This is a genomic window from Halobacillus sp. Cin3, from assembly GCF_947311855.1.
GTDB classification, from domain to species: Bacteria; Bacillota; Bacilli; order Bacillales; family Halobacillaceae; genus Halobacillus; species Halobacillus kuroshimensis.
The window spans coordinates 369,177-395,777 of sequence record NZ_CAMZMV010000001.1; the positions used below are offsets into that span (position 1 = coordinate 369,177).

A 26,601-nucleotide genomic window follows, 5' to 3' on the forward strand; every position below is an offset into this window, starting at 1 on the left:
TAACTTTTCCAGACGAACCTACCCACTTCCCAGATGGCAGGTTATAATAATGGTAATGACGAAAGGGGCTGGGGGAGTGGAAACAGCGGGAAAGTTTCATGCAGAAAAACTAAAGCATCGGAAAAAATGGAAGAGGCCTGTATTTTGGACGCTTTGAATTACAATTTTTTTAATGGTTGCTGCAGTTATTTTTGTAAACGCTTTCACTTTAAGGAGCCTTCCTGAAACAGAAGGCGAAATTCCGCTGCAGGGGTTAACCGGACAAGTTGAGGTGCTGCGTGATGAAAATGGTGTGCCTCATATTGAAGCTGAAAGCTTGGATGATTTATTCATGGCCCAGGGCTATGTTCAGGCGCAGGACCGGATGTTCCAGATGGAGCTGGCCCGCAGGCAGGCGTCCGGCCGGTTGAGTGAAGTGGTTGGGGAAGCAGCCCTTGAACAGGACCGGTATTTCCGGACATTAGGACTTAGACGGGCGGCGGAGAAATCGCTGGCTGTTTATCCAGAGGAGACGATGGAACTGTTGCAGGCTTTCGCAGACGGAGTGAACGCTTATATGGAATCAGAGCCGCTCTCACCTGAATTCGCCATGATGGCCATTGATCCTGAGCCCTGGACACCGCTCGATTCATTAACAATTGGAAAATACATGGCTTTTGACCTGGGCGGACACTGGGAACGCCAGGCATTCAATTACTATATACTGGATAACTTTCCTGAAGAGGAAGCGTATGAATTGTTTCCCGCTTATCCGGAAAGAGCTCCGACCGTATTAGCGGATGCTGAAGGGCTTGACGTGGAAGAAAGTCTGGCTCATGCGGTTATTCCACACGAATTCAATGGCAGTAATAACTGGGTGGTCAGTGGCAGCCGGACGGCTTCCGGTTCGCCGATGCTGGCTGATGATCCCCATCTCGGGATGGCCACCCCGTCCATCTGGTATCAGATGGATTTGAGGGCGGGGGATTATCAGGTTTCCGGTGTCATTTTTGCCGGCATCCCGGGGATCATCCTCGGCCACAACAAATCGGCAGCCTGGGGGGTGACGAACGTCGGTCCGGATGTGCAGCAGTTGTACATGGAAAAAAGAAACCCGGATAATCCAGAGGAATTCTTATATGAAGGCCGGTGGGAGCAGGCGGATGTTATCGAAGAAACCATTGAGGTGAAAGATGGCAGCGATGTTCAGATGGATGTACTGGAGACAAGGCATGGTCCTGTAATCAGCGAGTTCAGTGAAGGAGCAGAGGGAGATACGGTCTTGTCGCTCCGGTGGACAGCTCTGGATGCAACGACAGAGCTTGATGCGATACTGGAAATCAATCAAGCTGATGACTGGAAATCGTTCGAGAAAGGCCTGGAAAAATTTCTAGCTCCAGCACAGAATTTTGTTTTTGCCGGCAAGGACGGCACAATCGCCTATAAAGCGAACGGCCGTATTCCGATTTATGACAATCCGGAAGATGCACTGCTGCCATTAAGAGGATGGAAAGCAGAGGATGAGTGGCAGGGCTATATTCCTTTTGACGAGCTGCCGACGGTCATCAATCCAAAGGAAGGGTATGTGGCAACAGCCAACAACAAAATCGTTTCCGATGATTACCCTTATCACATCAGTCATAACTGGGCTCAGCCTTACCGGTATACCAGAATTGCTGAGATGCTTGAAAATCATGAAGCGGTGACTTTAGCTGATATGCAGGACATGCAGATGGATGTCAAAAACCTGCAGGCTGAAGAATTTCTGCCTTACCTGTTGGAACATACGGAAGCTGAAGAGGACCTGGAAAAGCAGGCGCTTCTCATGTTGGAAGAATGGAATCTTGAAGATGATCGGAATCTCCCTCAGCCGCTTCTATTCCATCTCTGGATGGCCGGCATCGAAAACGAATTGTATGAATCATCCATTCCAAAGTCCATTCAAAGTCTTTTCCGAGGTTCAGCTCAAACGACAGATGAGCTGTTGAGAATGGACAGGGACGGTGGAGATTCTTTATGGATGGAGAAAGCTGGAGGAAGCTCAAAGGTGATCACCACGGCTTTTGAAACCACTGTTCGGGAATTGGCTGAAGAATATGGTGAAGATCCTTCTACGTGGGAATGGGGAGAGTATCACGCCGTGGAATTTACTCATCCGTTATCCAGTATTGGTTTTCTGGACCGGTTCTTAAATCCAGGCGACCCGTACCCTGTCAGTGGAAGCCGGGTAACCGTCAGAGCAGCAGGTTTTAATGAAAACGGCCTCGTCAATCACGGCGCTTCCTGGCGCTTTGTCATCGATATGGCCGAATCACAGAAGGGATACCATGTCGTTGGTCCCGGTCAGTCCGGGCATTTCCAAAGTGCCTGGTACCATGATCAGCTGGAAGACTGGGTTGAAGGCAACTATCATGTAACCAGCTTGGATGAACAGGAAGGCGGTGTGCTTACGCTTACCCCGTAACATGAATGCTTAGTCCATCCGGGTTTGGGGAATGACTAAAGATGTCATTTTCTAAAAAGGGGGCGTCCTGTTGTGCATGGGTTTCATGATGTTTTCATCCAGATTTTAATTTTATTAGCGATTTCCATTACTGTCATCGCGATTGCCAAATTATTAAAGGAGCCGGATTCGATCGCGCTCGTCCTCGTCGGTCTTGTGCTGGGATTGACGGAACTTCCGGTCATCGAGGAAGCCGAACGGTACATCACCCAATCGGAAGTGTTCCAAGCGACGATCATCTCTTTGTTTTTGCCGATTTTACTTGGTGATGCAACGTTGAAGCTGCCGTTTCATCATTTGTTTTCCGAAAAGAAAACCGTCATGGGGCTGGCCTTTATGGGAACGTTCATTTCTGCCATATGCATCGGGACTGCCTCCTATTTCTTCCTGGACCTTCCTTTGGCTGTTGCTTTTACGTTTGCGGCACTGATGAGTGCGACAGATCCCATCAGTGTCCTCTCTATTTTTAAGTCGCTCGGAGTACCTCAAAAGATGTCGACAATTATGGAAGGCGAGTCCCTATTCAATGACGGGATTGCGGTGGTATTATTCAAAATCGCGAGCATTTATCTTCTCACTTATATTGAAATGGGATGGTCAGGTCTTGGCAGCGGAGTTTTCATGTTTCTTAAATTCGCCATTGGGGGAGCGCTTGTCGGTCTTGCGTTCGGGTTTTTCTTTTCACAAATCATCCGTTTCTTTGATGATTACCCGCTCGAGGTTGCCTTCAGTGCCCTCTTGTTTTTCGGAAGCTACTTCATTGCCGAACATTTCCATACATCCGGAGTCATCGCTGTCGTTGTAGCAGGGTTTGTTTTTGGGGATTACGGTGCGAAAGTCGGCATGTCCAAGCAGACAAAAACGAACATCAACACGTTCTGGGATTCGATCACACTACTTGCGAATGCGTTGATCTTCCTTATGGTCGGTCTGGAAATCCGCAACATCAATCTATCGGAAAACTGGGCCTATATCGCAGGGGCTATCGTGATTGTACTGATCGGCCGCACGATCGCTCTCTACATCAGCACGGGTTGGATCAAGGAGCTGAATGCCAAGGAGCGTCTGCTGATCAACTGGGGTGGTCTGCGGGGGAGTTTATCTGTCGCTCTTGCGCTCAGTCTGCCGATGGATTTTTCCGGAAGGGACCAGGTGCTCCTGTTAACCTTCTCTGTCGTGCTGTTTTCATTGATTGTCCAAGGGCTGACGTTGAAGCCGCTGATCAAAAAGCTTGGTCTTGCCTGAGTCCTGAACAAAGACGCCGCTTGCCGGCGTCTTTTTTATGTTCAAAAGTTATAACGCCATGTCAAATGGGCATTTCCGGAACTGGTCGAACCGGCTTTATACTGAACCTGTACCAAACACATGTCTGAGTCGTTGAAAGGCAGAAGGAGAGGCTGCCGCAAGATACATGTCCCTGAAGAGCGGTCGTCCTTCAATGGGGAGAAAAGTAATGCCTCTGTATTCCATGTGTTTTGCCATCAATTCAGGGAAATAAGCGATCCCCATGCCCTGGGAAACAAAACCGGAGTGGGCATGTTCATGCACCGCAGTGCTTTCGTAAGAGTATCCCATTTCTTCAGCGAGGGACTGGAAACGGCTTGTGAATTGCTGGTTTTCGGCAGAAAGAATCTGATGCTCCTTCAAGCAATCCTCCAAGGAAACGGTCTCCAGATCAGCAAGAGAAGAGTCATTGGAAACCGCAGCGACAAAGTGGTCCCGGAATAGAAACGAAGCGTACAGCTCTTCCCATTCTGCGGGGCCTTCGACAATCGCAGCGTCAATGACGTGGTTTTTTAATAACGGTAGAAGCTCACGGCTGTTTTCCCTGACTGCTGTAACGAATATATCAATGGTATTTAATGACGGCATGTAGTCATTCATGTAATACGTACTGATGTAGGGGGTAGAGCCGAAACGGATGCGCCCATCCGTCTGGTAGTGCTCGATGATGTGACTGATCTGGATAAAGAGAGGAGCCAGTTCCTCGTGGAGTGCTCTGGATTTCGCAGTCAATTCGATTCCTGAGCGTGATGTCAGGAATAAAGGAAAACCGAGCTCTTCTTCCAGCTTCTTCATCTGTCTGCTTAAGGCTGGCTGGGAGATGAGCAGGGACTGGGCTGCCTTTGTAAAGCTCTGATAACGGGCAATTTCAATGAATGATTGAAGCCGCTGCAAATGCATGGTTGATAACCTCCTGTGATTGGAATAGCAGGGGATGAATGAAAGGGGTGGCAGGAATGAAATGGAACAGGCTGGTTTATTATATCATGGGGATCTTTACGGTGTATTTCGGCACAGCGCTTGTCGTCAAAGCTTCTCTCGGTGCTGGGTTCTGGACGGCTTTGTTTGTCGGGTTCAGTGAACGCTTCGGTATGTCGGCAGGGTTTTGGTTCGGGATCACACAGGTGGTGGTTATTTTTGTCAACGCCCGTCTGAAGAAGACCCACCCGGATATCTTTGCGTTTATTCCTATTCTTCTGGAAAGTGTGATTCTGGATTTCTGGCTCCTCGTCGTGATGGGGGCATGGGATTTCAGTATGCTGCCTCTCTGGGTTAAAATGTTGATTTTTACCGGAGGGCTCCTCGCTGCTACTTTTGGGATATCCCTTTATATTCAAACAGGCTTCCCAAGGGCGCCGGCGGATGATCTATTCGTCTCGATCAGTGAACGGTTCCAAATGAGGCTCGGAAGTGCTCAAGTGGTTGTTGCCGTTATGGCTGCGGTGCTGGCTTATGGGGTCGGCGGACCGGTGGGGATGGGGACGATCCTGTCTGTCCTCCTTGCCGGACCATGTATCGAACTCTGGTCCACCAAGACAGCCGTACTCCTATCTTCATAAAAAACGACCAGTGCACACTGGTCGTTTTCTTTTCTGCGTTATGCTCAGCAGGATGTATGATTAGGTTCTTTAAGGCAGGTCTTTTTTGTTATGTGTATGGGCTGCTTTCACAAGGAGCTTATCGATGGTGACGACTGCGGGGGCATCCACCGATCCTCAGCCCCCCATTTTATAGAAGCTCTTGAAGCTGTTGGACAGCATGGGAAAGATCATCATGGAAAACGATATCAAACAAATCGTCCTTGTCCGTAGGTTCATTATTGATCAGGATCGACGATGTCCTGCCCTGTTCTCCTGCGTAATAAGGAAGAAGACAGAAAGGCGTAACCTGCAGGGAAGTTCCCATAACAAGAAGCAGGTCAGCTTCCTTGATGATCCGCTCGGCTTCGTCATGAGCTGTAATCAGGTCACCGAACAGCATGACGCCGGGTTTAAGCGTCGTCCCACAGTCACGGCATACAGGAACCATCGTTTCCATCACACTTTCCAGCGGATAAGAGCGTCCGCAGTCCTGGCAGAACGAATGGTTCAATGATCCGTGATACTCCAGAACAGAAGAGCTGCCTGCGAGCTGGTGAAGACCGTCGACATTCTGGGTAATGACAGACACATCGCGGCGATCTGATTCCAGCTCGTGTATAAATTGATGGACGTTGTTTGGACGGTACTCCTGCAAAAGCTTTAAGCGGAAAATGGCTTTGTACTTTTTCCAGAAGTCATCCGGATGCTTTTGGAAATAATCGTTCGACATGTAATATTCCCGCGCATGATCTTCTGTCCACAACCCTTCACTTGAGCGGAAATCAGGTATTCCGCTTGCTGTTGATACACCCGCCCCTGTGAGAACGACGATCCGCTCTGCACGCTTTATCCGGCGGGCTGCTGATTCATAGGACATGAGGATCTCTCCTTACTGTTTATTGAATCCTTTTCTCTTCACGATGCCGGTCACATCCATACGCATCGGTTTTGAGAACCGACGCCGCATTTGATCCGTCCATGAGTCGCTTCGGTTGTTCGTCTGCCGGGCCTCGTAATAAGAAGCAATGTCCTTGTCAAAAGCAGCAAGCTCCTCTTTGTGATCACGATTGTAGCTGTTTTCAAAGTAGACAGCCTGTTTTGGCAGACGTGGTTTAAGATCGGGCTCATGATCCGGAACGCCGATGACCATGCCGAATAATGGCAGGACATGCTTAGGAAGGTGAAGGATTTCATCGACTTTATCCAGTTGATTCCGAAGGCTTCCAATATAACAGATGCCCAGTCCCATCGCTTCAGCGGCAATAGCGGCATTCTGGGACGCAAGCGCAGCATCGATGGCCGACACGAGGAAGTGTTCGCTGTTTTCCAGATTGGAAAGCATCTGCTCATACTCGGATGGTGTCGCGTACAATGTATGGCGGTATAAATCCGCACAAAAAACCAACAGGTGTCCGTTGTTTTTTACATAATCCTGGCCAGAAATTTCGGCCAGCTGGGATTTCTTCTCCTCATCCGTCACACCGATGATGCTGTAAGCCATCATGTAACTGGATGTGGAAGCCTGCTGGGCTGCTTCAATAATGGTGTTCAGCTGTTCGTCTGTCAGCTTTTCATCTTTGAATTTACGGATGGAGCGGTGGTTCAATAAAGTCTCTATCGTCTGGTTCATTTTCCTGCCTCCTCAAAAGTGGTGCACATGGATATTTTTCATTTTCTTCCTTTAAGGTAACAAAATTGCCCGGAGATTGGTAATGATATGGCCGTTTTATTCTTACAGTATTAGAAGGAATCCGTTAGAGGGGTGCAGAATCTTTACATATAGGAAAAAGACGAGGTGGTAAAAGTGGCGGAACTTTACAGCTTTCATTCTTTTAAAAAAAGAAAGGAAACAACAGAATTGATTCAGGATAAAAGACTTCCGGTAGCTGTCTATCAGAGTGTGCTTTATTATATTCATCTGGATGTCACGGAACTTCAGCAGCCGGCTTTTGAATACATGTCCACCCAGGGCAGTCTGCAGGAAATTTATCATGATAACCGCCTGCTTTTTCTGCATACCTTTCAATCTCTGCTTGTCCATTGGAAACTTCTCTATACACCGCATGTTCTTCCAGAAAATCCGTTTGCTTTTTTTGGGACCGTCGGAGATTTATGCGCATATATCGAAAAAAGGGTGAAAGCTCTATAAGACGATGATTACTCATGTCTTACAGCTTTCACCCTTTTTACATTGACGACTCCCAAGTATATCTGGGTAAGTCCGACACCGAACAGGACAGGAGCGGCTCCAGTGACAAGGTAGGTGCTGATCATTGTCTGGACGATCCCCATGCTCATCATAAGTAAATATTTCTCCTGTTTGAAACTGATATAGGTCCCGATGAGGGAAAGGATGGCTAATCCAACAAGCAGTGGTGCTGCCCATGGATAAAGATATAAGGCTTCCATAATCATTTGTACCTCCTGGTTTTTTTCTGAATTTTATAAAAGTTTATCATCTGAGTGTAAAGGCTTCAACAGTGAAAAACGTCTAGTTTTGACGCTTTTCTGTTGTTTGAGGTATGGATGAATATTCCCTGGCTGCTGTTCATTTAAACTTGTTCGTACGACATTTTTTTACATAGAGAGGGTGTTGGAAGGATGAATGGAAAAATAGTCGTTGATCATTTATCTAAAACGTTTAAAAAAGGTGGGGTGCAGGCGGTCAAGGATGTTTCTTTTAAGGTGGAAGAGGGAGAGTTCTTCGCCTTTCTCGGCCCAAACGGAGCTGGGAAATCAACGATTGTGCAGATTTTGACTACCTTGATGAATGCTACGTCAGGAACAGCTTTTGTTGCAGGCTTTGACGTAATCAAGGAACCGGAAAAGGTGAGGCGCCACATAGGAGCAGCCCTTCAGGAGACAGGGGTGGATCCTGATCTGACCGGCCGGGAAATGCTTGAGCTGCAGGCATGGATTTTCGGGTTTGGTAAAAGGGAGGGGCGTCTTCGCGCGGAAGAGCTTCTGGATATTGTGCAGCTGACGGAAGCTGCTGAGCGAAGAATCGGGCGGTATTCCGGAGGCATGCGCCGGCGTCTCGATCTGGCGCTTACCCTTGTGCATGAACCTGCCGTCCTTTTTCTGGATGAGCCGACAACAGGGTTGGATCCTTCCAACCGGATGGCCGTGTGGGAGGAGTTGAGGCGGTTGAATAAAGATAAGGGAACGACTATTTTTTTAACCACTCAGTATTTGGAGGAAGCTGACAACCTGGCTGATCGGATCAGCATTATTAATGATGGAGAAATCGTGGCTTCCGGAACACCCAAAGAGCTTAAAGCACGAATCGGGAGCGACCTTATTGCTCTCACTCCTGTGGATGGAGGAGACGAAGACAGGACACTCCATCTGTTGAAATCCGGTCTGATGGATGCGGATGTTATTAGAAAACAGGAAAAGATTCTGATTTACGTTGAGGAAGGAACGAGACAGCTGTTGGAAGTGGCACGTATTCTCGATCGGGAAAATATTGAGGTCGAGGATATCCAATTATCCTCTCCGACCCTGGATGATATTTTCCTTAAGATTACAGGAGAGGGGAAGAAAAGCTATGAGCAGTAATGTTTGGAGAGATACATGGCTGATGACGAGAAGAAACGTGAAAACGACATTAAGAAACCCGTTTTCTTTTATTCCCAATCTGATGATTTCTGCTTTTTTTCTATTGGTCTATGAAGGAGGGTTGAGCGGGATCTCCCAGCTTCCGACGTTTGAGGGAGCCAACTACTTAGCTTTCATTCTGCCTGTATCCATCGTATCGGCAGCCATCGGTGGAGCCGGTGGGGCGGGGCAGAGTATTGTGAAGGACATTGAAAATGGGTTCTTTTCCCGGCTGCTGCTGACGCCTGCTTCGCGTCTTTCGATTGTGCTTGGTCCGATCATTGCGGGGATGCTCCAGCTTTTTGTGCAGACACTGCTTATTATCGGGATAGCTTTTTTGCTGGGACTTGAAGTCCAGACAGGGGTGGGAGGCGTGCTGTTTGTTCTCCTGATCGCCATCGGATGGGGACTTGCCTTTGCCGGGTACTCCGCCGGTGTTGCTTTACGGACAGGGAACGCGCAGGCTGCTCAGGCTGGAACGTTTATCTTTTTTCCTCTTATATTTTTAAGCACCACATTCGTCCCCTATGAGCTCATTGATGCGCAGTGGCTTAAGATTGCTGCTGTCATCAATCCGACCACCTATATTTTTGAGAGTATGCGGACTGTTTTGATTGACGGCTGGGTCTTCTGGGATATGATGCAGGGAGTGATCGCCATTACCATCGTCAGTACACTGACCATAACTTTTGCGGCAGTCTCAGCAAAGCGGGCGGTTTCCCGTGGATAATTCCGGAAAAAGGAAGATTTTGGCCTTCCTGGTATGGTAGACTAAGAATAATAATGAAGCAAGGAGTGGTGTTTATGTCAAAAAACAGACGATTCATAGCCATTAATATCCAAAAAAACATAGGAGGACACCACTCGCAGCGTCCTCCACATACTCAGGAGGAATGGAATGAAACGGAAGGATTTTACAACCTATTTTAAAGAACAGCTGCAGGATGGAGAAAAGGCCGGCAGGGTGACGACATCCACCCACGGCATTTACACAGTGGCAGACGATGAAACGGAACGCTTCGGTGAAGTGTCCGGACGCTTCCATTATCATACGGTTGAAGACAGCGGTTTTCCTGCTGTAGGGGACTGGGTTGTCATTGATCCCTATGATGAAGGCAGGCGTGTGAAAATCCAGCGTGTATTAAACCGGAATACGGTCTTCTCCCGTAGTGCACCTGGGCAGTCCAACAAAGAGCAAGTGATAGCGGCTAATGTGGATGTTGTCTTTATCGTCACAGCGTTGACTCAGGAAATGAACCCGAGAAGACTGGAGCGGTATATAGAGCAGGTGTATGAGAGTGGCGCTCGTCCAGTTATCGTTTGTACGAAGAAGGATTTATCTACGTCGCTTCATAACCAGCTGTTTCAGATTGAACAAGCAGCCCCGGGAGTCCCAGTGTATCCTGTAAACAGTCTTCATGGAGAAGGGCTGGAGTTATTGAAACATGAATTAACACCTGGACAGACCGTTTCTTTGGTCGGCTCTTCGGGTGTAGGGAAGTCCACATTAATGAACGCCCTGCTTGAAAAAGAAGTGCAGGAGACACAGGCGGTGAGAGAAGAAGATGATCGCGGGCGTCATACGACGACACATCGGGAGTTATTCAGCCTGCCTGACGGCTCCTATATGATGGATACGCCGGGAATGAGGGAGCTTCAGCTCTGGGGAAACGGTGAAGGGAATCTTGATTATACGTTTTCTGATATTGGAGCTTTAAGCGCCGGGTGCAGGTTTCGCGACTGCCGTCATGAAGAGGAACCAGGTTGTGCGGTCCAAGCGGCCATTCAAAGTGGAGAGATGGAAGTGAGCCGATTGAAAAGCTACAACAAATTGAAGCGTGAACGGAGACGTCTGGAGTTGAAGGATAAGTACGGAACTCATCGGACGAACCGTATGCTGCATGGTCCCAATGCTGTCAAAGAATAATGGCATCGGTATAAACAAAACGCCCTCTGAGATCAACTCGCTGATCTCAAGGGGCGTTTGTTTGATAACGTATAAAAAAGCATCTCCCGATAGGAGATGCTTTTTGTCGTTCTTATTTGTTCATATACTTTTCGATTTCCCATTTGCTGACCTGCAGGGAATACTCTGTCCATTCTTTGCGCTTTTCTTCAATATAAGCACCGGATGTGTGCTCACCAAGGGCAGATAGAAGAAGATCGTCTTTCCCAAGGGCGCCAAGCGCTTCTTTCAAGTTTGTTGGTAGTGTTGGAACACTATCGTCTTCGACTTCATACAGGTTACGGCTTTCTGCTTCGCCGGCGTCCATTTCTTTCTTGATTCCGTCAAGACCTGCCTGGATCAGTACGGCAAGCGTCAAGTAAGGGTTGGCGGTCGGGTCCGGGTTACGGACTTCGAAGCGCGTTCCTTTTCCGCGCGTTGTTGGTACTCGGACCATACAGCTGCGGTTGGAGTGGGACCACGCCACACTTACCGGCGCTTCATAACCTGGTACAAGGCGTTTGTAAGAGTTTACGTTCGGGTTCGTAATCGCAGCGATTCCGCTTGCGTGGTGAAGAATACCTGCAATGAACTGCTTCATTGTTTTGGAAATGCCGTCAGAAGCATCCTCATCATAGAAGGCGCTGTCTCCGTTTTGGAATAAGGATAGGTGACAGTGCATTCCAGAACCGTTTTCACCGGAAATCGGCTTCGGCATGAAGGTTGCATGATAGTCATGGTTGGTGGCGATATCCTTTACAACGTTTTTGAATGTTTGGATGTTATCTGCTGTTTTCACCATGCTGTCAAAACGGAAGTTGATTTCGTGCTGTCCCATAGCTACTTCGTGGTGGGATGCTTCCATTTCGAATCCGTACTTTTTAAGGGTACGCACGATGTCACGGCGCACTTTGTCTCCTTTATCTTTAGGGGAAGCATCGAAGTATCCGCCACGGTCGTTCATTTCGCGGATCGGGTAGCCTGCACTGTCCAGTTTAAATAGGAAGAATTCCGGTTCAGGACCAACGTTAACGGTATAGCCCATATCTTCCGCTTCCTGCATTGCACGCTTAAGAATGAAGCGTGGATCGCCTTCAAACGGAGTACCGTCCGGCTTGTAAATGTCACAGATAAAACGTGCACTGCGATCTTCGTCCACAAGGGATGGAAGCAGGAGGAAGGTGTCGAGATCAGGATAGAGATACATGTCACTTTCCTGAATATCCGAGAATCCTGAAATGGAGGAGCTGTCAAACATCGCTTCGTTCTCAAGAACCATTTCAAGCTCTTCAACTGGAAGTTCTACGTTTTTCGTATCCCCAAGCATGTCTGTGAATTCCAAGATAAGAAATTCAATTTTGTTTTCCTTTACTTCATGAATAATCTGTTCTTTGGTGTATCCCATTGATTTACCCTCTCTCTTTATAATTTGTAAGTTTTGTATCCATTTCACTTTGGATATGTAGCTCTTTTTCTTTATGTAAGGAATTCTAACATAAAGTGTAGAGTAATCTCAAACCCTTTTAGAAAATTCCCCAAAAAAATATTCTGAAACTTGTGTAAAGCAAGAAAATAAGGTGGGAATCATAAACATAAAGAGAAGGGGGATGGCCTGTCATGATAAAATTCATCCATTTATGGAAGGTGTTTTTTTGTTTTTTATACTTGTTCCTGCTCAGCGGCATGCAGCCGTGGCTTCAGGAAACGGCATCCGAGGGGCACATTTACAGGTATCTGCTTATTATGCAGACCGCCTATATTCCCGTGGGGATGATCCTTGCCCTTCCGGTGAATTTCTCTTCCTTTCATTTAACAAAGCCGTCCTTTACTCTGCTTACCTTTTATGTCATACCCTGTTTTCTGTTTCTTTATGTACCTTTTTTATTTCCAAGGTTCATGATCTTTCCAGATGTTCTTCATGCTGACCCTTATGCAGGTATGATGGTGCAGGTGCTTCTTGGGTATGGGATGTTCTCCGTCTTGAAGGAGTGTAACCCGTCAAAAAATGGAGACCGTAATGGACGCGGGCGTTAATCTATTTTATAATCGTATCGGACAAGCAAACTTACATAGAAAGGATGATTTTAAATGAGTAAGACATTCATTTTCGGTCATAAAAACCCGGATACCGATACGATTACGTCTGCGCTTGTGTATGCAGATCTGAAAAAGGCCCTTGGCGAGGACGTGGAACCTGTCCGACTTGGCGAAGTGAACGGGGAAACACAATACGCACTGGATCAATTTGACGTAGAGGCGCCGCGTCTTGTCGAGCGTGTATCTGATGAAGTGGAACAGGTAATCCTTGTCGATCACAACGAGCGGCAGCAGAGTGCAGCAGACATTGACGATGTTACGGTTCTTGAAGTCATTGACCACCACCGTATTGCCAACTTCGAAACCAAAGGCCCGCTTTACTACCGTGCAGAACCGGTCGGTTGTACGGCAACGATTCTTCTTAAGCTTTATAAGGAGAAAGGGCAGGAGGTTTCCAAGCCGATGGCAGGGCTGATGCTTTCAGCTATCATCTCGGATTCCCTTCTGTTTAAATCTCCGACATGCACAGAAGAAGACCGTCGTGCAGCGGAAGAGCTTGCTGAAATCGCCGGTGTCGATCCAGAAGAGTACGGCTTGAAAATGTTGAAGGCCGGAGCGGATATCAGTGACAAAACAGCAGAAGAATTGATTTCCCTTGATGCCAAGGAATTCGATATGGGGGGCAGGAAAGTTGAGATCGCCCAGGTGAATACCGTCGATACGAATGATGTCCTTTCCCGTAAAGCAGAGCTTGAAGCAGCCATGGATAAAAACGTGTCTGAAAAAGGACTGGATTTATTCGTGCTTGTCGTTACGGATATTCTTGAAAGTGACTCCACCGTAGTTGCTGTCGGTAGTGAAACAGCAGCTGTCGCCGAAGCTTTTGAGACGTCCCTTGATGGAAATCAGGCGGTCCTGAGCGGCGTTGTTTCCCGTAAGAAACAGATTGTACCACCACTTAATACGTATTTTGGATAAGAAACACAGAACTCCCCTTTCATAAGGGGAGTTTTTTTATGTCATTGACAGCCTTTGCAGAAAACTCTATAATTTGCGATAATGATAATCATTTTCAATAAGGGGATGAACATGTTGACCAGCACGGAAATAGAAATTATCGAACAGGAAAAAACAGAAATCTTTACGTTCCGGCCCTTGAGTGTAAAGGATACCGATACGCTGTTTGAATGGATGCATCAGAGGCACATTGCCCCTTTCTGGAAGCTCGATCTTCCGATGGAGACGTTTGAAGAGTGGGTGCGGGCATCCATCACCGCAGATCACAAAGACTGTTATCTCGTAGACTGGAATGGGGAGCCGGCGGGATATCTTATTGCTTACTGGGCGGGGGAGGATCCTGTGCATCACCATTATGAGCACGAGGCGGGAGACCTCGGCATGCATGTGCTTGTAGGTCCGGAGAAATTTTTGAACAAGCAGGCAGGACGGCAGCTGCTGCAGTCCATGATTCAGTTTTTGTTCTTTACCTATCATACAGAACGAATCATAGGAGAACCGGATATCCGCAACCGGATCATTATTCCTATCATGAAGGGTCTTGGAGGGAAGGTTCTTCACCGGATTCAACTCCCTCATAAGCGGGCGGCTCTTATTGCAGGAGAGAGGCAGGCAGTTGAACAGGTCCGTAAAAGCCAGGGGATCCAAGTTACCTTCCGGATTACAGAAGAAAAGGAGGGTGTATATGGAAAAGACGCATCAAGTAGATGAACAGGTGCTTGACTTATTACATAAAATCGGCCGGAAAATGGAACAACTCCAGCATCCGTCTTTAGATCTGTTGACGGCCCGCCAGTCGCGCGAGTACTACAAAGTCGCGCGTACGTATTTCCCTGATATCCCTGCACGGGTTGTGAAAACAAGGGAGGATACGGTCCTGTCTTCCGATGGCCATGACATTCCCGTCCGCATCTATACTCCTTCAGATAAAGAGGAACTCCCTGTACTTGTCTATTTCCACGGCGGGGGATGGGTGTTCGGGGATATCGACAGCGCTGATTCCGTCTGCCGTTATCTCTCCTCCCGTTCAGAAGTCATCATCGTTTCTGTCGGATACAGGCTTGCGCCGGAGCACAAGTTCCCTGCAGCTTATAATGATGCATGCGTCTCTGTTTTATGGGCCCGCCGGCAATGGCCCAACGCTCCGATCTATTTAGGGGGAGAAAGCTCGGGCGGTAATCTGGCCGCAGCCGCTTCTGGATATTTCAGGGACAATCACGAGGTTTCTATAGAAGGACAGCTGTTGATTACGCCGGTCCTTAATTACGATTTTTCGACGTTCAGCTATCAGGAAGACTTCCGCTATAACTTGACAACGGAAAAGATGAAGTGGTTTTTCAATCATTACTTAAATGTAGAGGAAGAGGGAGAAAAAGAAGAAGTTTCTCCACTCCGTCTGAAGAATAAACGGGGGCTGCCTGAAACCCTTCTGGTAACAGCCCATTTCGATCCCTTGCGTGAGGAGGCCGTTACCTATTACAGACAGCTGCAGGAATCCGGTGTGCCGGCCTCAAGGCTCCATTTCGAAGATCTCGTTCACAGTTTTATCAATATGGCGGGCGCAGTGGAGCGTGCACAAGAAGCACTTGGAGACATAGCTGCGTCATTTACAACTATGGTTCATCAAAACGAATCATAACAGGAAGGACTGGCGGTACGCGGCACTGTTTCGCACAGCCCATGGAAGGGGCCTCTTTCGATGATCCGAATCGTTTATTCATCACCGGCGGCTTTTTTCATACACTAATAGTCGAGGTGAGGATATGCCGAGAATTCAATATAATAATTCCGATGTTGACTTGATGGCACGGATGATGCGGGCGGAAGCGGTAGGAGAAGGAAAACAGGGAATGTTGTATGTAGGGAATGTCATTGTAAACAGGGCCAAGGCAGATTGTCTGGATTTTAGAAATGTGCGGAATATTAATGACGTCATTTATCAGGTTCAAGGCGGGAACTTTTCGTTTGAAGCTGTTCAAAAAGGCAACATGTTCTATAACCGGGCACGTTCTACAGAGAAAAGGCTGGCGAAAAAGAATCTGGATTACTGGCGGCAGCATCCAGCTAAATATTCCCTCTGGTATTTCAACCCCTACGCCCCATGCCCTGACACATGGTACGGCCAGCCGTTTGCGGGGCAATACAAGCAGCACTGTTATTATGAGCCGGCTCCAGGGTCCTGTGACAGTGTGTATATCGGAAGTTGAACAGCAAGCATGCAGAGAGGCCCTTGAACGGGTCTCTTTTTTCTATATGAAAGAGGTGGATGGAATTGCCAGTCTCCTGTTTTTTTGAAACAATAGAAGCTGGGTGCAGCCTTACATATACCCTTTAGAGGTCATGATATCAAATGAAGCTGTGGTATTCCTTTTTATTCCATTGTTGATGGATGTTTTATAAGGACTCATTTAGGAAAGACAATCGGAGTGCGCTTCTGCGGGCTTCCGGAATAGGAATCCGGCTTAGACCGTAAGAAACGAGGAGGGGAAGGAATGAATACAATAGAGAGCTTGTACGAGTTTTCCATCGCAGTCCTGCTTCTATGCAGTCTGCTTTCCATCCTGCAGTTGAGAAAAACGAAAAAGCAGAGAAAGCTGTCTCTGTTAGAAACCGGTCTTTATGCGGCTATGCAGGGAGCCGCTGCCTTATGGATCGGAACCTTTCTTTATATCTATTATATCGGGTAAGGCCCGGGATCGTTTCGAAAATCTCAGCGCGCAGTTCATATGAAAACCTGCTATACTTTTTATAAAAGATTTCGAACCTGCCAAACCGGCGGGAGAGGAGGAGCCATCGTGTTAAAGGATAAATACTTAGAACTGCTTGCCAAGGAATACGATAGTGAAGAAAAAGTGATTACCGAACTGATTAATCTGAAAGCTGTCCAGAACCTTCCCAAGGGAACGGAGCACTTCGTCAGTGATCTGCACGGCGAATACCAAGCCTTTCAGCACGTACTCCGGAACGGGTCAGGCAAGGTCCGTGAAAAAATCAGTGATTTGTACAAAGGCATTCTTTCTGAACAGGAATTGAATGAATTCGCTACGCTGATCTATTATCCCGAAGAAAAAATGCAGCGGATTAAAAACTCCTTCGACCGCAGGGAGGATCTTGAGCTGTGGTATGAGGTCATGATTGAGCGGATGATCAAGCTGATTTCGTATGCCTCTTCCAAGTACACCCGCTCCAAGCTCCGCAAAGCCCTTCCGGAGCCTTTTGTTTATATTGTGGAAGAACTGCTGTATAAAACCGAGGACTTTGCGAATAAGGAATCCTACTATAACAAAATCGTCCAGCAGCTGATCTCCCTCAATCAGGCTGATCAGCTGCTTATCGGGCTTTCGTATACAACACAGCGGCTCGTCGTTGATCATCTGCACGTTGTCGGGGATATCTACGACCGTGGCCCGGAGCCGGATAAAATCATGGAAACGTTGATGGACTACCATTCCCTTGATATCCAGTGGGGGAACCATGACGTTCTCTGGATCGGCGCTTATGCCGGCTCACAGGTATGTCTGGCGAACATCATCCGTATTTGTGCGCGCTATAATAACCTCGATATTATTGAAGATATGTACGGCATCAATCTGCGTCCGCTGATGACGCTTGCCGAAAAGTACTATGATGATAATGTGCCTTTTCGACCGAAAATCCAATCCGGTTATCAGCCGTCGGAGGATGAAATTGTCCAAATTTCAAAAATCCATCAGGCCATTGCCATGATCCAGTTCAAACTCGAAAGTCCAATCATCAAACGACGCCCATATTTTAACATGGATGAACGCCTTCTTCTGGAAAAAGTCGACTATGAGCGGCAGGAGATTACGCTAGAGGGAACCACGTATCCGTTGGAAAACACCTGCTTTGCGACCATTGATCCGGAAAACCCGTCCCGGCTCCTTCCAGAAGAGCAGGAAGTCATTGACAAACTGTTATTTTCTGTCCAGCATTCCGAGAAGCTGGCGAGACATATGAAATTCTTAATGAAAAAAGGCAGTCTTTATTTGAAATATAATGGCAACCTGCTTATCCACGGGTGTATACCTATCGATGAAGATGGAAATATGGAAGAGATGAAGATTGAAAACCAGACATACGCGGGAAGAGAACTTCTTGACCAATTTGAAAAATTCCTGCGTCAAGCCTTCGCAAATCCGAATACCATCGATGACCTGGCTACAGACATGGTGTGGTATTTATGGACGGGAGAACATTCCTCCTTGTTCGGGAAACGGGCTATGACTACGTTTGAACGCTATTTCATCAGCGACAAGACGACTCATAAAGAGAAGAAAAATCCTTATTATTACCTTCGTGAGGATGAAGAGATCTGCAGGAAAATTTTAAAAGAGTTTGATATGAACCCGGACCAGGGGCATATTATTAACGGCCATACACCAGTGAAGGAGATTGAAGGGGAAAATCCGATCAAGGCGAACGGGAAAATGGTCGTCATCGACGGTGGTTTTTCAAAAGCCTATCAGCCTAAAACCGGAATCGCCGGTTATACGCTCCTTTACAATTCTTACGGGATGCAGCTCGTCGCCCACCAGCACTTCAACTCGAAGGAAGAGGTCCTTCGTGACGGAACCGATGTATTATCCGTGAAACGCCTCGTAGACAAGGAACTGGAACGGAAAAAGGTGATGGAAACGAATGTAGGACAGGAGATTCAGGAAGATATCGATAACCTGAAGCAGCTGTTGAAGGATCGTTATTTGAAGTAAGGGAGAAGATGCAATGAGTGAAACAGGGGTACTCGGGGCAGGAAGTATTCTTATAGGAGACCTGCTTGTCCAGGGCTTGTTTTTTCTGATTCTCGCCGCTGCTGTCGTTGGTGTGGTTTCTTTTGTCATTACATCGAGGAAAAAGAAGGATAGGCTGGACAGGATAGAAGAAAAGCTGGATCTGCTCATCCGTGAATGGAATCACAAAGAATGATAACCAAAGGAAGGCTGGTAAACAGCCTTCCTTTTTTGGCTGTAGAAAAAGTCTGTGGTAACCAGTTAGAGTTTTCCATTTGTCATGTGAAGGGTCACTTTCCGCTTATCGGTCGATGAATGCCGCGGGTACGCCCTCAGCTGACTTGGTCAGGAAGGCCCCCTGCCCAAGTGGATCTTCGGCCCGTGCTGTTCCTGCAGGCATCACCACCGAACGCTCCTCGTGCCGACGTTAGAATATAGAGGAGAGAGACTGCGCACTAAGCAGGTTCGCAGATTCAAAAGAACGGCATGGGCTGCGCTATTGGCGCTTGCGTGGAAAAAAGGGAAAGAACAGGCAGGGATGACGGGTGCCTGCCGGAATATGAAAAAGATTGTCCTCCATCCAGCGACGATGAGCTGGGTGAAGGAGAGTCTTTTTCATTTTTAAAGAACGCCCAAGGAGCGGTGCCCCTTCCGCTCCTGCGGAAGAACGAGTGGTCCGAGATCGCCGAGCGTGGGTTTTGCGAGGCTCGGGCGCTCGTCCGCGGAAGGGGGAAGGGGCTTTCGCTCCTGGCGGTAAGAAAGAAAAAAGCTTGTAGAAAAAGGACTTGTTTTATCGTGCAGCTTAGCCTTTTCGGTGGGCACCTGTTGCGGGCGCGGCCTCTAACTTAGTAGTTTTCATTAAACTGCTGGATGATTGTGGTCAACTTGTCGAGCTGCGATGGATTTTGTATGGAAAAAGAAGGATCGTTCACCAACGTTTCGATTTCTTCCTTCAGCGTTCGTAATGAGGACACAAATGCTCTGTTGTCTGCATCTGTCTTCTGTTCGAAGGAATGGTTGGTGATGATTCCATTCAGAGTGAACAGGGCATTGTTGTACTCTTTGAACCATCCCTTTTCAAGCAGGGCTGAACGTTCGGCCGTATTTAAGAGGCGCTGGTTTCCTGTCAACCGCTGCAGACTTTTGGTCAAAAGGGCCGTCCTCGTTTGGGATCCCGCCTCTCCGGAGTCCTGGTTGTGGTAGGATTCAAAGCTGATCGCTACATCTTCCAACATAAAGGGGAGTTCTTTAATGACGGATTCAGCGGCGGCTGCTGAAAATTCATCCACTTCATCCGCCCGGCTGAAATCAAATGCCAGATAGGAAGAGAGGAGTGTTGTGAAAAGGAGAACGGCACTGATCAGTTTCCATCGATTCATGTTTGGTGCTGCCACTCTTCCCGAAGAACTCCCATGCGGATAGAGTCATAATAGTCACCCTGATAGATACGGACTTTCCGCATTCTTCCTTCAATTTTCATCCCCAGCTTCTCCCCGACACGCATCATTCGTTCATTCCGCGACCACGTTGTAAGACCTACCCGGGCCAGTGGGAGGTTCTCGAATAAATGCCCGATCCAAAGCTTGAGCGCTTCTGATCCATAGCCGCCGTTCCAGTAGACAGGGTTGTATATACCGATGCCGACCTCAAGCCACAGCGAAGGCTTGTGCTCCCAGTAATAGGAAACGGTGCCGATGATGACCCCGTTCACTTCAATGATCAATCTGGAATCGGGTTCATCGGGGGCGAGCCTGCGCTTTCTGGCGTACTCATGACTTCTATAGCTGTCCATTGTGTGGGGCTCCAGAGGGTAATAAGGAGCATCCCATTTTTTCCATTCCGCGTTTTTCCCATAAATTAAAGGGTAAAGAATGGGTATATCTTCTTCTTCAATACTTCGAAGTGTAACGAGCTGACTTGTCAGTTTCAGTGCCTTATTCAGTTTTGGCAAGCGTATCCCCCTCCGATCACACTTTTTTCCATCGTACCATAATTGAAGAGAGTTGTTTGAAAAAATGGAAGTGTGGAATTAAAATAAGGAAACGTACATAAGCAGGGCAGGTGAGAAGATGATTCATGTTATGGCCTATTCAAAAGAAAACGGCCTGAAGGAAGGGTTATCGGTGGATGACCTACATCAACAGCAGTGGGATTGGTACTGGGTGGATTTTGAAGCCCCGACGGAAGATGAAGTGAAGCGTTTGGAAACAGATTTCCATTTTCATCCGCTCGCCGTGGAGGACTGCCTCCATGGATTGCAGCGGCCGAAGCTGGATTATTATGATGACCACACCTTTCTCGTCATCCATTCAGTCGACAGCACGACATTGGAACGGAAGGAAGTGGATATCTTTCTCGGGGAATGTTCCATCGTCACCTTTCATAAGGAAAAGAACGGCCCCCTTGATCAAGCGCATAATATCGTAAAACGGACGCGCGATTTCACCCAGGTGGATGAATATTATATCTTTCATCAGATTCTGGATAAAGTGGTCGACAACTATTTCCCGATCATTTACAGAATTGAGGATCATATCAATGATATTGAGGACAACACGAAAAACCTGTCGATGGAAACACTGTTGGAGCAGTTGTTTGACAGGAGGGGGGAGCTGTTGACGTTAAGGCAGACGGTTCACCCGATGCGTGATCTTTTGTACCGGATTTTGAACTCTCATCATTTGGACGGGGTGTTTGAGCGGAGGGAATACTTCGCGGATATCCATGACCACCTGATCAAAGTGGCGGATATGATTTTGTCCAACAGGGAAATGACTCAGGATATCCGGGACAGCTATATGTCATTGAACTCCCATGAGACGAACCGGACGATGCAGATCCTGACTGTCATCAGTGTCATCTTTATGCCTTTGACGTTCATTGTCGGTGTGTATGGCATGAATTTTCAACATATGCCGGAGCTTGGATTTCAATACAGCTACCTGATCGTCTGGATTATTATGATCGGCGTTGCTGCAAGCATGTTCTTCTGGTTCAAAAATAAAGGCTGGTTTGATTAAGAAAAAGGCGGAGGGTGAATCTCCGTCTTTTTTCCGTCTTAAGGAGGAGAAAAGTTCACTCGTCCGGCCGTTAAGGAAATGATGGGGGCGTTCTATACTGGAGATAACCACAAAACAAAGGAGATGAGAGCATGTGGAACCCTTTGGAAATCTCCATTGATATGGAAGAACGCCGGCCTCGATAAACGACAAAAGCGCCTGGAGATAATCTCCAGGCGCTTTTGTCTTTAATCTTCCTGATCGAACCAGAGCAGTTCGTCGTCGTCGACGAAACCGTTATAGTTAATGAAGATTTCTTCATCCGCTTTGATATCTGTATGAGCATAAAAGTCAAACGTATGCGTATCAAAATTAATAACATAATTCGCGTTCGGTTTATAAGAATGATTGAACATCATTCCGTATCCAAGGACGAAGGCGGTATGGTTTTCTCCGTATTCAAAGGCATAATCGGCGAGCATCGTTTTTTCAATATGCTCGTGTTCTTCATTCGGGTAGGGGATAACCGGTGCCCTGTGGATCAATTCGTCCTTTTGAATGTTACGGACGGCAAACATTCCGCGTCCCAGTTCGTCGTCTTCCAGTGTGGAAGTCCGTACTTCGATCATTTCGTTCACCTGCACTTTCTGTTGAGCGGTCTTCTTCCTTAGTCTGACAGGTCCAAGGGAAAAATACAACTTTCCCTTTTTAAAGAATAAGAAAATCAAGCGGTTGGATACTATGCGTGACTCATCAAATCAAGGGAGGAGCATTCCCGTTGCTGAAAAAATACAACATGGTGTTCAAAGTATCCGCTGCTATTATGCTTGTGCTGGTCGTGTTCGGAGTCATATGGCCGGACGCGCTTGAGCAGACGACCTCATCCATAAAAACACTCATTGCCGACACCCTCGGGTGGTATTACTTAATTGTTGTCACCTTGTTTCTTCTCGTCTGTCTATCTTTCTTAGTAACACCTCTGGGGAGGATCAAGCTCGGAAAGAGGGACGATAAGCCGGAATTTTCCCGTCCGACCTGGATTGCGATGCTGTTCAGTGCAGGGATGGGAATCGGGCTTGTATTCTGGGGGACTGCTGAGCCGATCAGTCATTATGCCGTCAGTTCGCCGACAGGAGAGACGGGAACCGAGCAGGCCATCAAGGATGCTATGCGCTTTACGTACTTTCACTGGGGCATCCATGCGTGGGCGATTTACGGCATCGTTGCTCTTGTCCTCGCTTATTTTAATTTCCGTCATGAACAGCCGGGGCTGATCAGTGCGACCCTAAAGCCGCTGATCGGCGAGAAAGCAGCGAAGGGGGCTTTCGGTCAGGTCATCGATATTCTGGCTGTCATCGCTACTGTAATCGGGGTTGCAACCACCCTTGGGTTTGGTGCCGTTCAGATAAACGGCGGTCTTTCGTATTTGTTTGATCTTCCATCCGGCATTCTTGTCCAATTCATCATTATTGCTGTCGTGACAGTCTTGTTCATGATTTCCGCCTGGTCAGGACTTGGAAAAGGAATTAAAATTCTCAGTAATGCCAATATGGGACTGGCGAGTCTGTTGTTCCTGCTCGTCTTCATCCTTGGACCGACGATGTTTATATTGAATTTATTTACGAACTCGATTGGTACGTATGTGCAGAATCTACCGATGATGAGCTTCCGGATTGCTCCGTTAAATGCCGAGACGAGAGACTGGATTGACGCGTGGACATTGTTCTACTGGGCCTGGTGGATCGCGTGGAGTCCGTTCGTCGGTGTATTCATCGCAAGGGTTTCCCGAGGCCGGACCATCCGGGAATTTGTTTTTACGGTCTTGATTGTTCCATCCATCATTGGGTTTCTTTGGTTTTCTACATTCGGAGGAACAGCCATTGATATGGAGCACAGCGGTCTTCGTATGATATCTGAACTGGCAGCTGAGGAGTCCTTGTTCGGAGTATTTGAAAATCTCCCGCTCAGCTGGATTGCCTCCATTACAGCAATGACGCTTGTGGCAACCTTTTTCATTACCTCTGCGGACTCCGGGACATTTGTACTCGGGATGATGACGACAGGGGGATCGGAGACACCGGGAACTTCCATCAAGCTGACGTGGGGCGTGCTTCTTTCCGCAACAGCGGTTGCTCTTCTATACACGGGAGGCCTGCAGGCTCTGCAGAACACGATGATCATTGCGGCTCTGCCGTTTTCCATAATTATGCTGCTGATGGTTATCAGCTTTATCAAGGCGATTTATAAGGAGGGCCGGGAACTGGGCGTCGGCCGGTTCAACCCGCCGCATAAAGATAAATAAAAGAACCCCACGGCCGGTAAAGGGCTGTGGGGTTCCGTCTTTGTTTAGTTTTTTAGAATATCGTGATCGACATACCGTTTTCCGTTCAATTCGCTGATGATATTTACAGCTGTTTCTGCACCGTGGCCGGCCGTAATGATGGTGTGTACACTTTTTCCAGCAACTGTCCCCGCTGCCCATGCTTTCGGGAGGGACGTACGCCCGTGCTGGTCTGTTTCTATAATTTTAGCCACCCGTGGTTCGGTGCCATCCGTTGTTTTTATGCCAAGCTGTTCAGCCGCCTTCACGGACATTCCTGTAGCAAAAAGGATGTGTTCCGCCTGATAGCTGCCTTCCGAGGTTGTGATTTCATAATAAGCGCCATCCTTAAAGAAGAGATCAGTGACTTCTTCAGATTTCAACTCCGCTCCGAATTTTTTCAGCTGCTGATGCCCCGTTTCAAGAAGGGCCGGACCCTCTATGGCGTCCACCCCATAATGATTCTCGACCCAGGCTTTTGCGGTTATGCTCTTTCCGTGGTCGAGGACGAGCGTTTTTTTACCTGCTTTCGCTGTAAATAGACCAGCTCCGGCCCCGGCCGGACCGGCACCAATGATCGCAATATCGTACATGCCTGTCACTCCTTTACAAGAAATTGGTAGACAATTCAATTATATCGGAATGATTGGAAAAAATAAATTTCATATTTTATGAGCAACCCCGTTGCTTTATCCATAGATGTCACGTATGATTCATTTCGGAATGCGAAATAAAAGGAGGAGAGATCATGAGTGAAGAACAAACGGTCCGCAATCCGAGGGGATTACTGATCTCTCTTTGTGCGGTCATGATGATGTCTGTGATGAACGGGACAATGTTCAACATTGCCGTTCCGGATATCGCTAAAACGTACCAGCTGATGCCGTCAGAAGTCAGCTGGGTAATGACTGGATATATTATGGTTTACGCTGTAGGGGCTCTTACTTACGGCAAACTTGCTGACTATTATCCGTACAGGACGCTGATTACGTTCGGACTTACGGTTTTTGCCGTAGGGTCTCTGTTCGGTTTCTTTTCCCAAAACTATGCCATGGTCCTCATGGCCCGTGTTATTCAAGCTCTTGGAGGTGCGATGATTCCGGCGCTTGTCTTTCTGGCTCCCATCCGATATTTTCCGAATGAACGCGGAAAAGTACTCGGGATTGTATCTTCGGTCATGGCTTTTGCATCGGGGATCGGTCCGATTGCCGGAGGATTTATCGCTGGCTTCCTTGATTGGCGCTACTTGTTCCTGACATCAGCGCTGATTATCGTAACCCTGCCGTTCTTGAGGAAGAATCTGCCTCAGGAAGAAGCGAAGAAGGGATATATCGATTACGTGGGTGCTGGTTTGATCGGAGGTTTCATCTCTACCCTTCTTCTGGCAATTACGCTCGGAGTGACATGGCTTTTTGCTGTGTCCGCACTGTTTTTTGCCTTGAACCTCTGGAGAATGAAGGCGATTGATGAACCGTTTATCCCGCCTCATCTGTTTAAGGATGTCAAATACACAGCGACAATCGTTACGAGCTTTTTAGGCGTTGTCTGCTTGTTCGGTATGATGTTTATGCTGCCGATCATGTTCAGGGATGCCTACCAGATGGATACGATGACGATTGGTCTGATTCTTTTCCCTGGTGCGGTCAGTGCGGCCCTGATGGGGCAGAAGGGCGGAAACCTTGTCGATTCCAAAGGGAATACCTTTGTCCTTTATCTGGCCTTAACGCTGTTGATTACAGGCTTTACCGTTCTGTCTACACTTGTCGGTGCCCATCCGTATGTGTTGAGTGCCGCTATTATTATTTCATACATGAGCTTCCCGCTCGTTCAGGCTTCCTCCGCCGATATTCTTGCCAACCTGCTTCATAAAAATGAAACAGGTGTCGGGATGGGTGTATTTAATCTCTTGAACTTTGTCTCAGGAGCTTTAAGTGGAGCGGTCATCGGTAAAGCGTTGGATCTGTATGACCCTTTCCAGCCTATAAACGTGCTTGGATTTAACGGGAACACAGCCATTTACAGTAACGTCTTTTTAGTATTTGCTGTCATCATTGCCGTTGGATTGATTCAATTCAGGTGGAATTACAACAAAACGAGAAAGCCGGCAGCACAAGAAGAACCCGCCTCCTTATAAGGAGCGGGTTCTTTTTCAGTTTGTATGATAAAAAAAGTGATGATTGCATAATTCGGTAAGTATGCCTGTTTACACAGGGATGGATGTTTCGTCTGTGACCATGGAAGAACTGTATTTCCTGCGGCAGACACTGTTTACGATGGTGTCGTCAAGAAATGTGGTGATTTCGTCGTACACATCTTCCACACAGCGGCCGTCGATGATCAGCACGAACGGGTCATCTATATTCATGAAAAGGAAAAAGGACAGCATTTTAGGAAGGTGTCCGGCATCTGCAATCAATTGATTCTGATGAATGTATAAGTCGCATCCATGCTGTTTGACGGTATGGTGCACCTTCATGATTTCATTCGTTTTCAAGGGACGATTCAACTGAATCTGGTAAGAAGACAGCTCATTCACTGTCGTCACCTCCGTATTAGTTTGTTGATATAACGTTACCCTGGAGCTGTTTA

At 47.5% G+C, this 26,601-nt stretch carries 28 protein-coding genes; 18 read left to right on the top strand and 10 right to left on the bottom strand.

All coding sequences use genetic code 11. The annotated features are described in order from the left end of the window. Positions 1–172: 172 nt before the first annotated feature. A complete protein-coding gene (locus QMA39_RS02065) occupies positions 173–2,443 on the top strand; it encodes a penicillin acylase family protein (protein WP_281657878.1) in 2,271 nt (756 codons plus the stop codon). 72 nt (positions 2,444–2,515) lie between these two features. Continuing rightward, complete coding sequence (locus QMA39_RS02070; protein ID WP_206932342.1) at positions 2,516–3,727, top strand: sodium:proton antiporter; 1,212 nt, start codon at positions 2,516–2,518, stop codon at positions 3,725–3,727. 96 nt (positions 3,728–3,823) lie between these two features. Here the strand turns inward: QMA39_RS02070 and QMA39_RS02075 are convergent, their stop codons facing one another. Next, on the bottom strand, positions 3,824–4,666 hold the full coding sequence (locus QMA39_RS02075; protein WP_281657879.1) for a LysR family transcriptional regulator: 843 nt from the start codon (positions 4,664–4,666) through the stop codon (positions 3,824–3,826). 56 nt (positions 4,667–4,722) lie between these two features. Between QMA39_RS02075 and QMA39_RS02080 the strand changes: the two genes are divergently transcribed. Then, the gene (locus QMA39_RS02080; RefSeq protein ID WP_156896436.1) at positions 4,723–5,325 is read left to right on the top strand and encodes a hypothetical protein; all 603 of its coding nucleotides are present in this window, start codon (positions 4,723–4,725) and stop codon (positions 5,323–5,325) included. 169 nt (positions 5,326–5,494) lie between these two features. Here the strand turns inward: QMA39_RS02080 and QMA39_RS02085 are convergent, their stop codons facing one another. Together QMA39_RS02085 and nfsA are read right to left on the bottom strand one after the other, a co-directional pair. Beyond that, a complete protein-coding gene (locus QMA39_RS02085) occupies positions 5,495–6,223 on the bottom strand; it encodes an NAD-dependent protein deacylase (RefSeq protein WP_281657880.1) in 729 nt (242 codons plus the stop codon). Between the two features lie 12 nt (positions 6,224–6,235). Then, positions 6,236–6,976 carry an oxygen-insensitive NADPH nitroreductase gene (gene nfsA, locus QMA39_RS02090; protein WP_281657881.1) on the bottom strand — a complete coding sequence of 247 codons (741 nt, stop codon included), beginning with the start codon at positions 6,974–6,976 and terminating at the stop codon, positions 6,236–6,238. Positions 6,977–7,150: 174 nt separating this feature from the next. Here nfsA and QMA39_RS02095 point away from each other — a divergent pair, with 174 nt between their 5' ends. Beyond that, entirely contained in the window at positions 7,151–7,495 is a 345-nt protein-coding gene (locus QMA39_RS02095) for a hypothetical protein (RefSeq protein WP_281657882.1), read from the top strand. 8 nt (positions 7,496–7,503) lie between these two features. On the opposite strand, the gene QMA39_RS02100 is transcribed toward QMA39_RS02095, so the two are convergent. Next, positions 7,504–7,755 (bottom strand): hypothetical protein, encoded by a 252-nt coding sequence (locus QMA39_RS02100; protein ID WP_156896437.1) that lies wholly within the window; start codon positions 7,753–7,755, stop codon positions 7,504–7,506. A 192-nt stretch (positions 7,756–7,947) separates the two neighbouring features. Here QMA39_RS02100 and QMA39_RS02105 point away from each other — a divergent pair, with 192 nt between their 5' ends. From QMA39_RS02105 to rsgA, 3 genes are all read left to right on the top strand, one after another. Then, positions 7,948–8,907 carry an ATP-binding cassette domain-containing protein gene (locus QMA39_RS02105; protein WP_281657883.1) on the top strand — a complete coding sequence of 320 codons (960 nt, stop codon included), beginning with the start codon at positions 7,948–7,950 and terminating at the stop codon, positions 8,905–8,907. Beyond that, on the top strand, positions 8,897–9,676 hold the full coding sequence (locus QMA39_RS02110) for an ABC transporter permease (RefSeq protein ID WP_281657884.1): 780 nt from the start codon (positions 8,897–8,899) through the stop codon (positions 9,674–9,676). The genes QMA39_RS02105 and QMA39_RS02110 overlap by 11 nt, the downstream gene beginning before the upstream one ends. Before the next feature lie 168 nt (positions 9,677–9,844). After that, positions 9,845–10,873 carry a ribosome small subunit-dependent GTPase A gene (rsgA, locus tag QMA39_RS02115; protein WP_281657885.1) on the top strand — a complete coding sequence of 343 codons (1,029 nt, stop codon included), beginning with the start codon at positions 9,845–9,847 and terminating at the stop codon, positions 10,871–10,873. A gap of 112 nt (positions 10,874–10,985) precedes the next feature. On the opposite strand, the gene glnA is transcribed toward rsgA, so the two are convergent. Then, positions 10,986–12,296 (bottom strand): type I glutamate--ammonia ligase, encoded by a 1,311-nt coding sequence (gene glnA, locus QMA39_RS02120; RefSeq protein WP_027953966.1) that lies wholly within the window; start codon positions 12,294–12,296, stop codon positions 10,986–10,988. A 212-nt stretch (positions 12,297–12,508) separates the two neighbouring features. Here glnA and QMA39_RS02125 point away from each other — a divergent pair, with 212 nt between their 5' ends. The 8 genes from QMA39_RS02125 (at position 12,509) to QMA39_RS02160 (ending at position 18,889) form a co-directional block, all read left to right on the top strand. Further along, on the top strand, positions 12,509–12,925 hold the full coding sequence (locus QMA39_RS02125; protein WP_281657886.1) for a hypothetical protein: 417 nt from the start codon (positions 12,509–12,511) through the stop codon (positions 12,923–12,925). A gap of 54 nt (positions 12,926–12,979) precedes the next feature. Beyond that, positions 12,980–13,906 carry a manganese-dependent inorganic pyrophosphatase gene (locus tag QMA39_RS02130; RefSeq protein ID WP_281657887.1) on the top strand — a complete coding sequence of 309 codons (927 nt, stop codon included), beginning with the start codon at positions 12,980–12,982 and terminating at the stop codon, positions 13,904–13,906. Between the two features lie 111 nt (positions 13,907–14,017). Continuing rightward, entirely contained in the window at positions 14,018–14,656 is a 639-nt protein-coding gene (locus tag QMA39_RS02135) for a GNAT family N-acetyltransferase (protein WP_281657888.1), read from the top strand. Beyond that, positions 14,631–15,584: an alpha/beta hydrolase gene (locus tag QMA39_RS02140; protein ID WP_281657889.1), complete on the top strand. Its 954-nt coding sequence runs from the start codon at positions 14,631–14,633 to the stop codon at positions 15,582–15,584. Before QMA39_RS02135 ends, QMA39_RS02140 begins: the two co-directional genes overlap by 26 nt. Positions 15,585–15,708: 124 nt before the next feature. Next, the gene (locus QMA39_RS02145) at positions 15,709–16,152 is read left to right on the top strand and encodes a cell wall hydrolase (RefSeq protein WP_027953970.1); all 444 of its coding nucleotides are present in this window, start codon (positions 15,709–15,711) and stop codon (positions 16,150–16,152) included. A gap of 285 nt (positions 16,153–16,437) precedes the next feature. Next, positions 16,438–16,632 (top strand): hypothetical protein, encoded by a 195-nt coding sequence (locus QMA39_RS02150; protein ID WP_027953971.1) that lies wholly within the window; start codon positions 16,438–16,440, stop codon positions 16,630–16,632. A gap of 108 nt (positions 16,633–16,740) precedes the next feature. Continuing rightward, entirely contained in the window at positions 16,741–18,675 is a 1,935-nt protein-coding gene (locus QMA39_RS02155; protein ID WP_027953972.1) for a fructose-bisphosphatase class III, read from the top strand. Positions 18,676–18,688: 13 nt separating this feature from the next. Beyond that, positions 18,689–18,889, top strand: coding sequence for a hypothetical protein (locus QMA39_RS02160; RefSeq protein WP_027953973.1), 201 nt, complete (start codon positions 18,689–18,691; stop codon positions 18,887–18,889). A gap of 649 nt (positions 18,890–19,538) precedes the next feature. On the opposite strand, the gene QMA39_RS02165 is transcribed toward QMA39_RS02160, so the two are convergent. Both QMA39_RS02165 and QMA39_RS02170 read right to left on the bottom strand, forming a co-directional pair. Next, positions 19,539–20,072, bottom strand: a complete 534-nt coding sequence (locus QMA39_RS02165; RefSeq protein WP_281657890.1) for a hypothetical protein — start codon at positions 20,070–20,072, stop codon at positions 19,539–19,541. Then, positions 20,069–20,635 carry a GNAT family protein gene (locus QMA39_RS02170; protein WP_206932998.1) on the bottom strand — a complete coding sequence of 189 codons (567 nt, stop codon included), beginning with the start codon at positions 20,633–20,635 and terminating at the stop codon, positions 20,069–20,071. The genes QMA39_RS02165 and QMA39_RS02170 overlap by 4 nt, the downstream gene beginning before the upstream one ends. A gap of 127 nt (positions 20,636–20,762) precedes the next feature. Between QMA39_RS02170 and corA the strand changes: the two genes are divergently transcribed. Next, positions 20,763–21,713 (top strand): magnesium/cobalt transporter CorA, encoded by a 951-nt coding sequence (gene corA, locus QMA39_RS02175; protein ID WP_027953977.1) that lies wholly within the window; start codon positions 20,763–20,765, stop codon positions 21,711–21,713. Positions 21,714–21,940: 227 nt separating this feature from the next. Here the strand turns inward: corA and QMA39_RS02180 are convergent, their stop codons facing one another. Further along, a complete protein-coding gene (locus QMA39_RS02180) occupies positions 21,941–22,321 on the bottom strand; it encodes an SET domain-containing protein (protein ID WP_027953978.1) in 381 nt (126 codons plus the stop codon). 152 nt (positions 22,322–22,473) lie between these two features. On the opposite strand from QMA39_RS02180, the gene QMA39_RS02185 reads away from it, so the two are divergent. Beyond that, positions 22,474–23,994: a BCCT family transporter gene (locus QMA39_RS02185; protein ID WP_027953979.1), complete on the top strand. Its 1,521-nt coding sequence runs from the start codon at positions 22,474–22,476 to the stop codon at positions 23,992–23,994. 44 nt (positions 23,995–24,038) lie between these two features. On the opposite strand, the gene QMA39_RS02190 is transcribed toward QMA39_RS02185, so the two are convergent. Further along, complete coding sequence (locus tag QMA39_RS02190) at positions 24,039–24,605, bottom strand: FAD-dependent oxidoreductase (protein WP_027953980.1); 567 nt, start codon at positions 24,603–24,605, stop codon at positions 24,039–24,041. A 155-nt stretch (positions 24,606–24,760) separates the two neighbouring features. On the opposite strand from QMA39_RS02190, the gene QMA39_RS02195 reads away from it, so the two are divergent. Continuing rightward, positions 24,761–26,146 carry an MFS transporter gene (locus tag QMA39_RS02195; protein WP_281657891.1) on the top strand — a complete coding sequence of 462 codons (1,386 nt, stop codon included), beginning with the start codon at positions 24,761–24,763 and terminating at the stop codon, positions 26,144–26,146. Between the two features lie 69 nt (positions 26,147–26,215). On the opposite strand, the gene QMA39_RS02200 is transcribed toward QMA39_RS02195, so the two are convergent. Then, positions 26,216–26,548: a hypothetical protein gene (locus QMA39_RS02200; RefSeq protein WP_027953982.1), complete on the bottom strand. Its 333-nt coding sequence runs from the start codon at positions 26,546–26,548 to the stop codon at positions 26,216–26,218. Between the last annotated feature and the right edge of the window lie 53 nt (positions 26,549–26,601).

Bases quoted from the DNA above. Each gene is read 5' to 3' on its own strand.
- QMA39_RS02100 (WP_156896437.1), bottom strand. From the start codon at position 7,755: ATGGAAGCCTTATATCTTTATCCATGGGCAGCACCACTGCTTGTTGGA.
- nfsA (WP_281657881.1), bottom strand. From the start codon at position 6,976: ATGAACCAGACGATAGAGACTTTATTGAACCACCGCTCCATCCGTAAA.
- rsgA (WP_281657885.1), top strand. From the start codon at position 9,845: ATGAAACGGAAGGATTTTACAACCTATTTTAAAGAACAGCTGCAGGAT.
- glnA (WP_027953966.1), bottom strand. From the start codon at position 12,296: ATGGGATACACCAAAGAACAGATTATTCATGAAGTAAAGGAAAACAAA.
- QMA39_RS02160 (WP_027953973.1), top strand. From the start codon at position 18,689: ATGAGTGAAACAGGGGTACTCGGGGCAGGAAGTATTCTTATAGGAGAC.
- QMA39_RS02075 (WP_281657879.1), bottom strand. From the start codon at position 4,666: ATGCATTTGCAGCGGCTTCAATCATTCATTGAAATTGCCCGTTATCAG.
- QMA39_RS02105 (WP_281657883.1), top strand. From the start codon at position 7,948: ATGAATGGAAAAATAGTCGTTGATCATTTATCTAAAACGTTTAAAAAA.
- QMA39_RS02085 (WP_281657880.1), bottom strand. From the start codon at position 6,223: ATGTCCTATGAATCAGCAGCCCGCCGGATAAAGCGTGCAGAGCGGATC.
- QMA39_RS02140 (WP_281657889.1), top strand. From the start codon at position 14,631: ATGGAAAAGACGCATCAAGTAGATGAACAGGTGCTTGACTTATTACAT.
- QMA39_RS02110 (WP_281657884.1), top strand. From the start codon at position 8,897: ATGAGCAGTAATGTTTGGAGAGATACATGGCTGATGACGAGAAGAAAC.
- QMA39_RS02145 (WP_027953970.1), top strand. From the start codon at position 15,709: ATGCCGAGAATTCAATATAATAATTCCGATGTTGACTTGATGGCACGG.
- QMA39_RS02165 (WP_281657890.1), bottom strand. From the start codon at position 20,072: ATGAATCGATGGAAACTGATCAGTGCCGTTCTCCTTTTCACAACACTC.
- QMA39_RS02195 (WP_281657891.1), top strand. From the start codon at position 24,761: ATGAGTGAAGAACAAACGGTCCGCAATCCGAGGGGATTACTGATCTCT.
- QMA39_RS02150 (WP_027953971.1), top strand. From the start codon at position 16,438: ATGAATACAATAGAGAGCTTGTACGAGTTTTCCATCGCAGTCCTGCTT.
- QMA39_RS02125 (WP_281657886.1), top strand. From the start codon at position 12,509: ATGATAAAATTCATCCATTTATGGAAGGTGTTTTTTTGTTTTTTATAC.
- QMA39_RS02065 (WP_281657878.1), top strand. From the start codon at position 173: ATGGTTGCTGCAGTTATTTTTGTAAACGCTTTCACTTTAAGGAGCCTT.
- QMA39_RS02080 (WP_156896436.1), top strand. From the start codon at position 4,723: ATGAAATGGAACAGGCTGGTTTATTATATCATGGGGATCTTTACGGTG.
- QMA39_RS02180 (WP_027953978.1), bottom strand. From the start codon at position 22,321: ATGATCGAAGTACGGACTTCCACACTGGAAGACGACGAACTGGGACGC.
- corA (WP_027953977.1), top strand. From the start codon at position 20,763: ATGATTCATGTTATGGCCTATTCAAAAGAAAACGGCCTGAAGGAAGGG.
- QMA39_RS02190 (WP_027953980.1), bottom strand. From the start codon at position 24,605: ATGTACGATATTGCGATCATTGGTGCCGGTCCGGCCGGGGCCGGAGCT.
- QMA39_RS02135 (WP_281657888.1), top strand. From the start codon at position 14,018: ATGTTGACCAGCACGGAAATAGAAATTATCGAACAGGAAAAAACAGAA.
- QMA39_RS02130 (WP_281657887.1), top strand. From the start codon at position 12,980: ATGAGTAAGACATTCATTTTCGGTCATAAAAACCCGGATACCGATACG.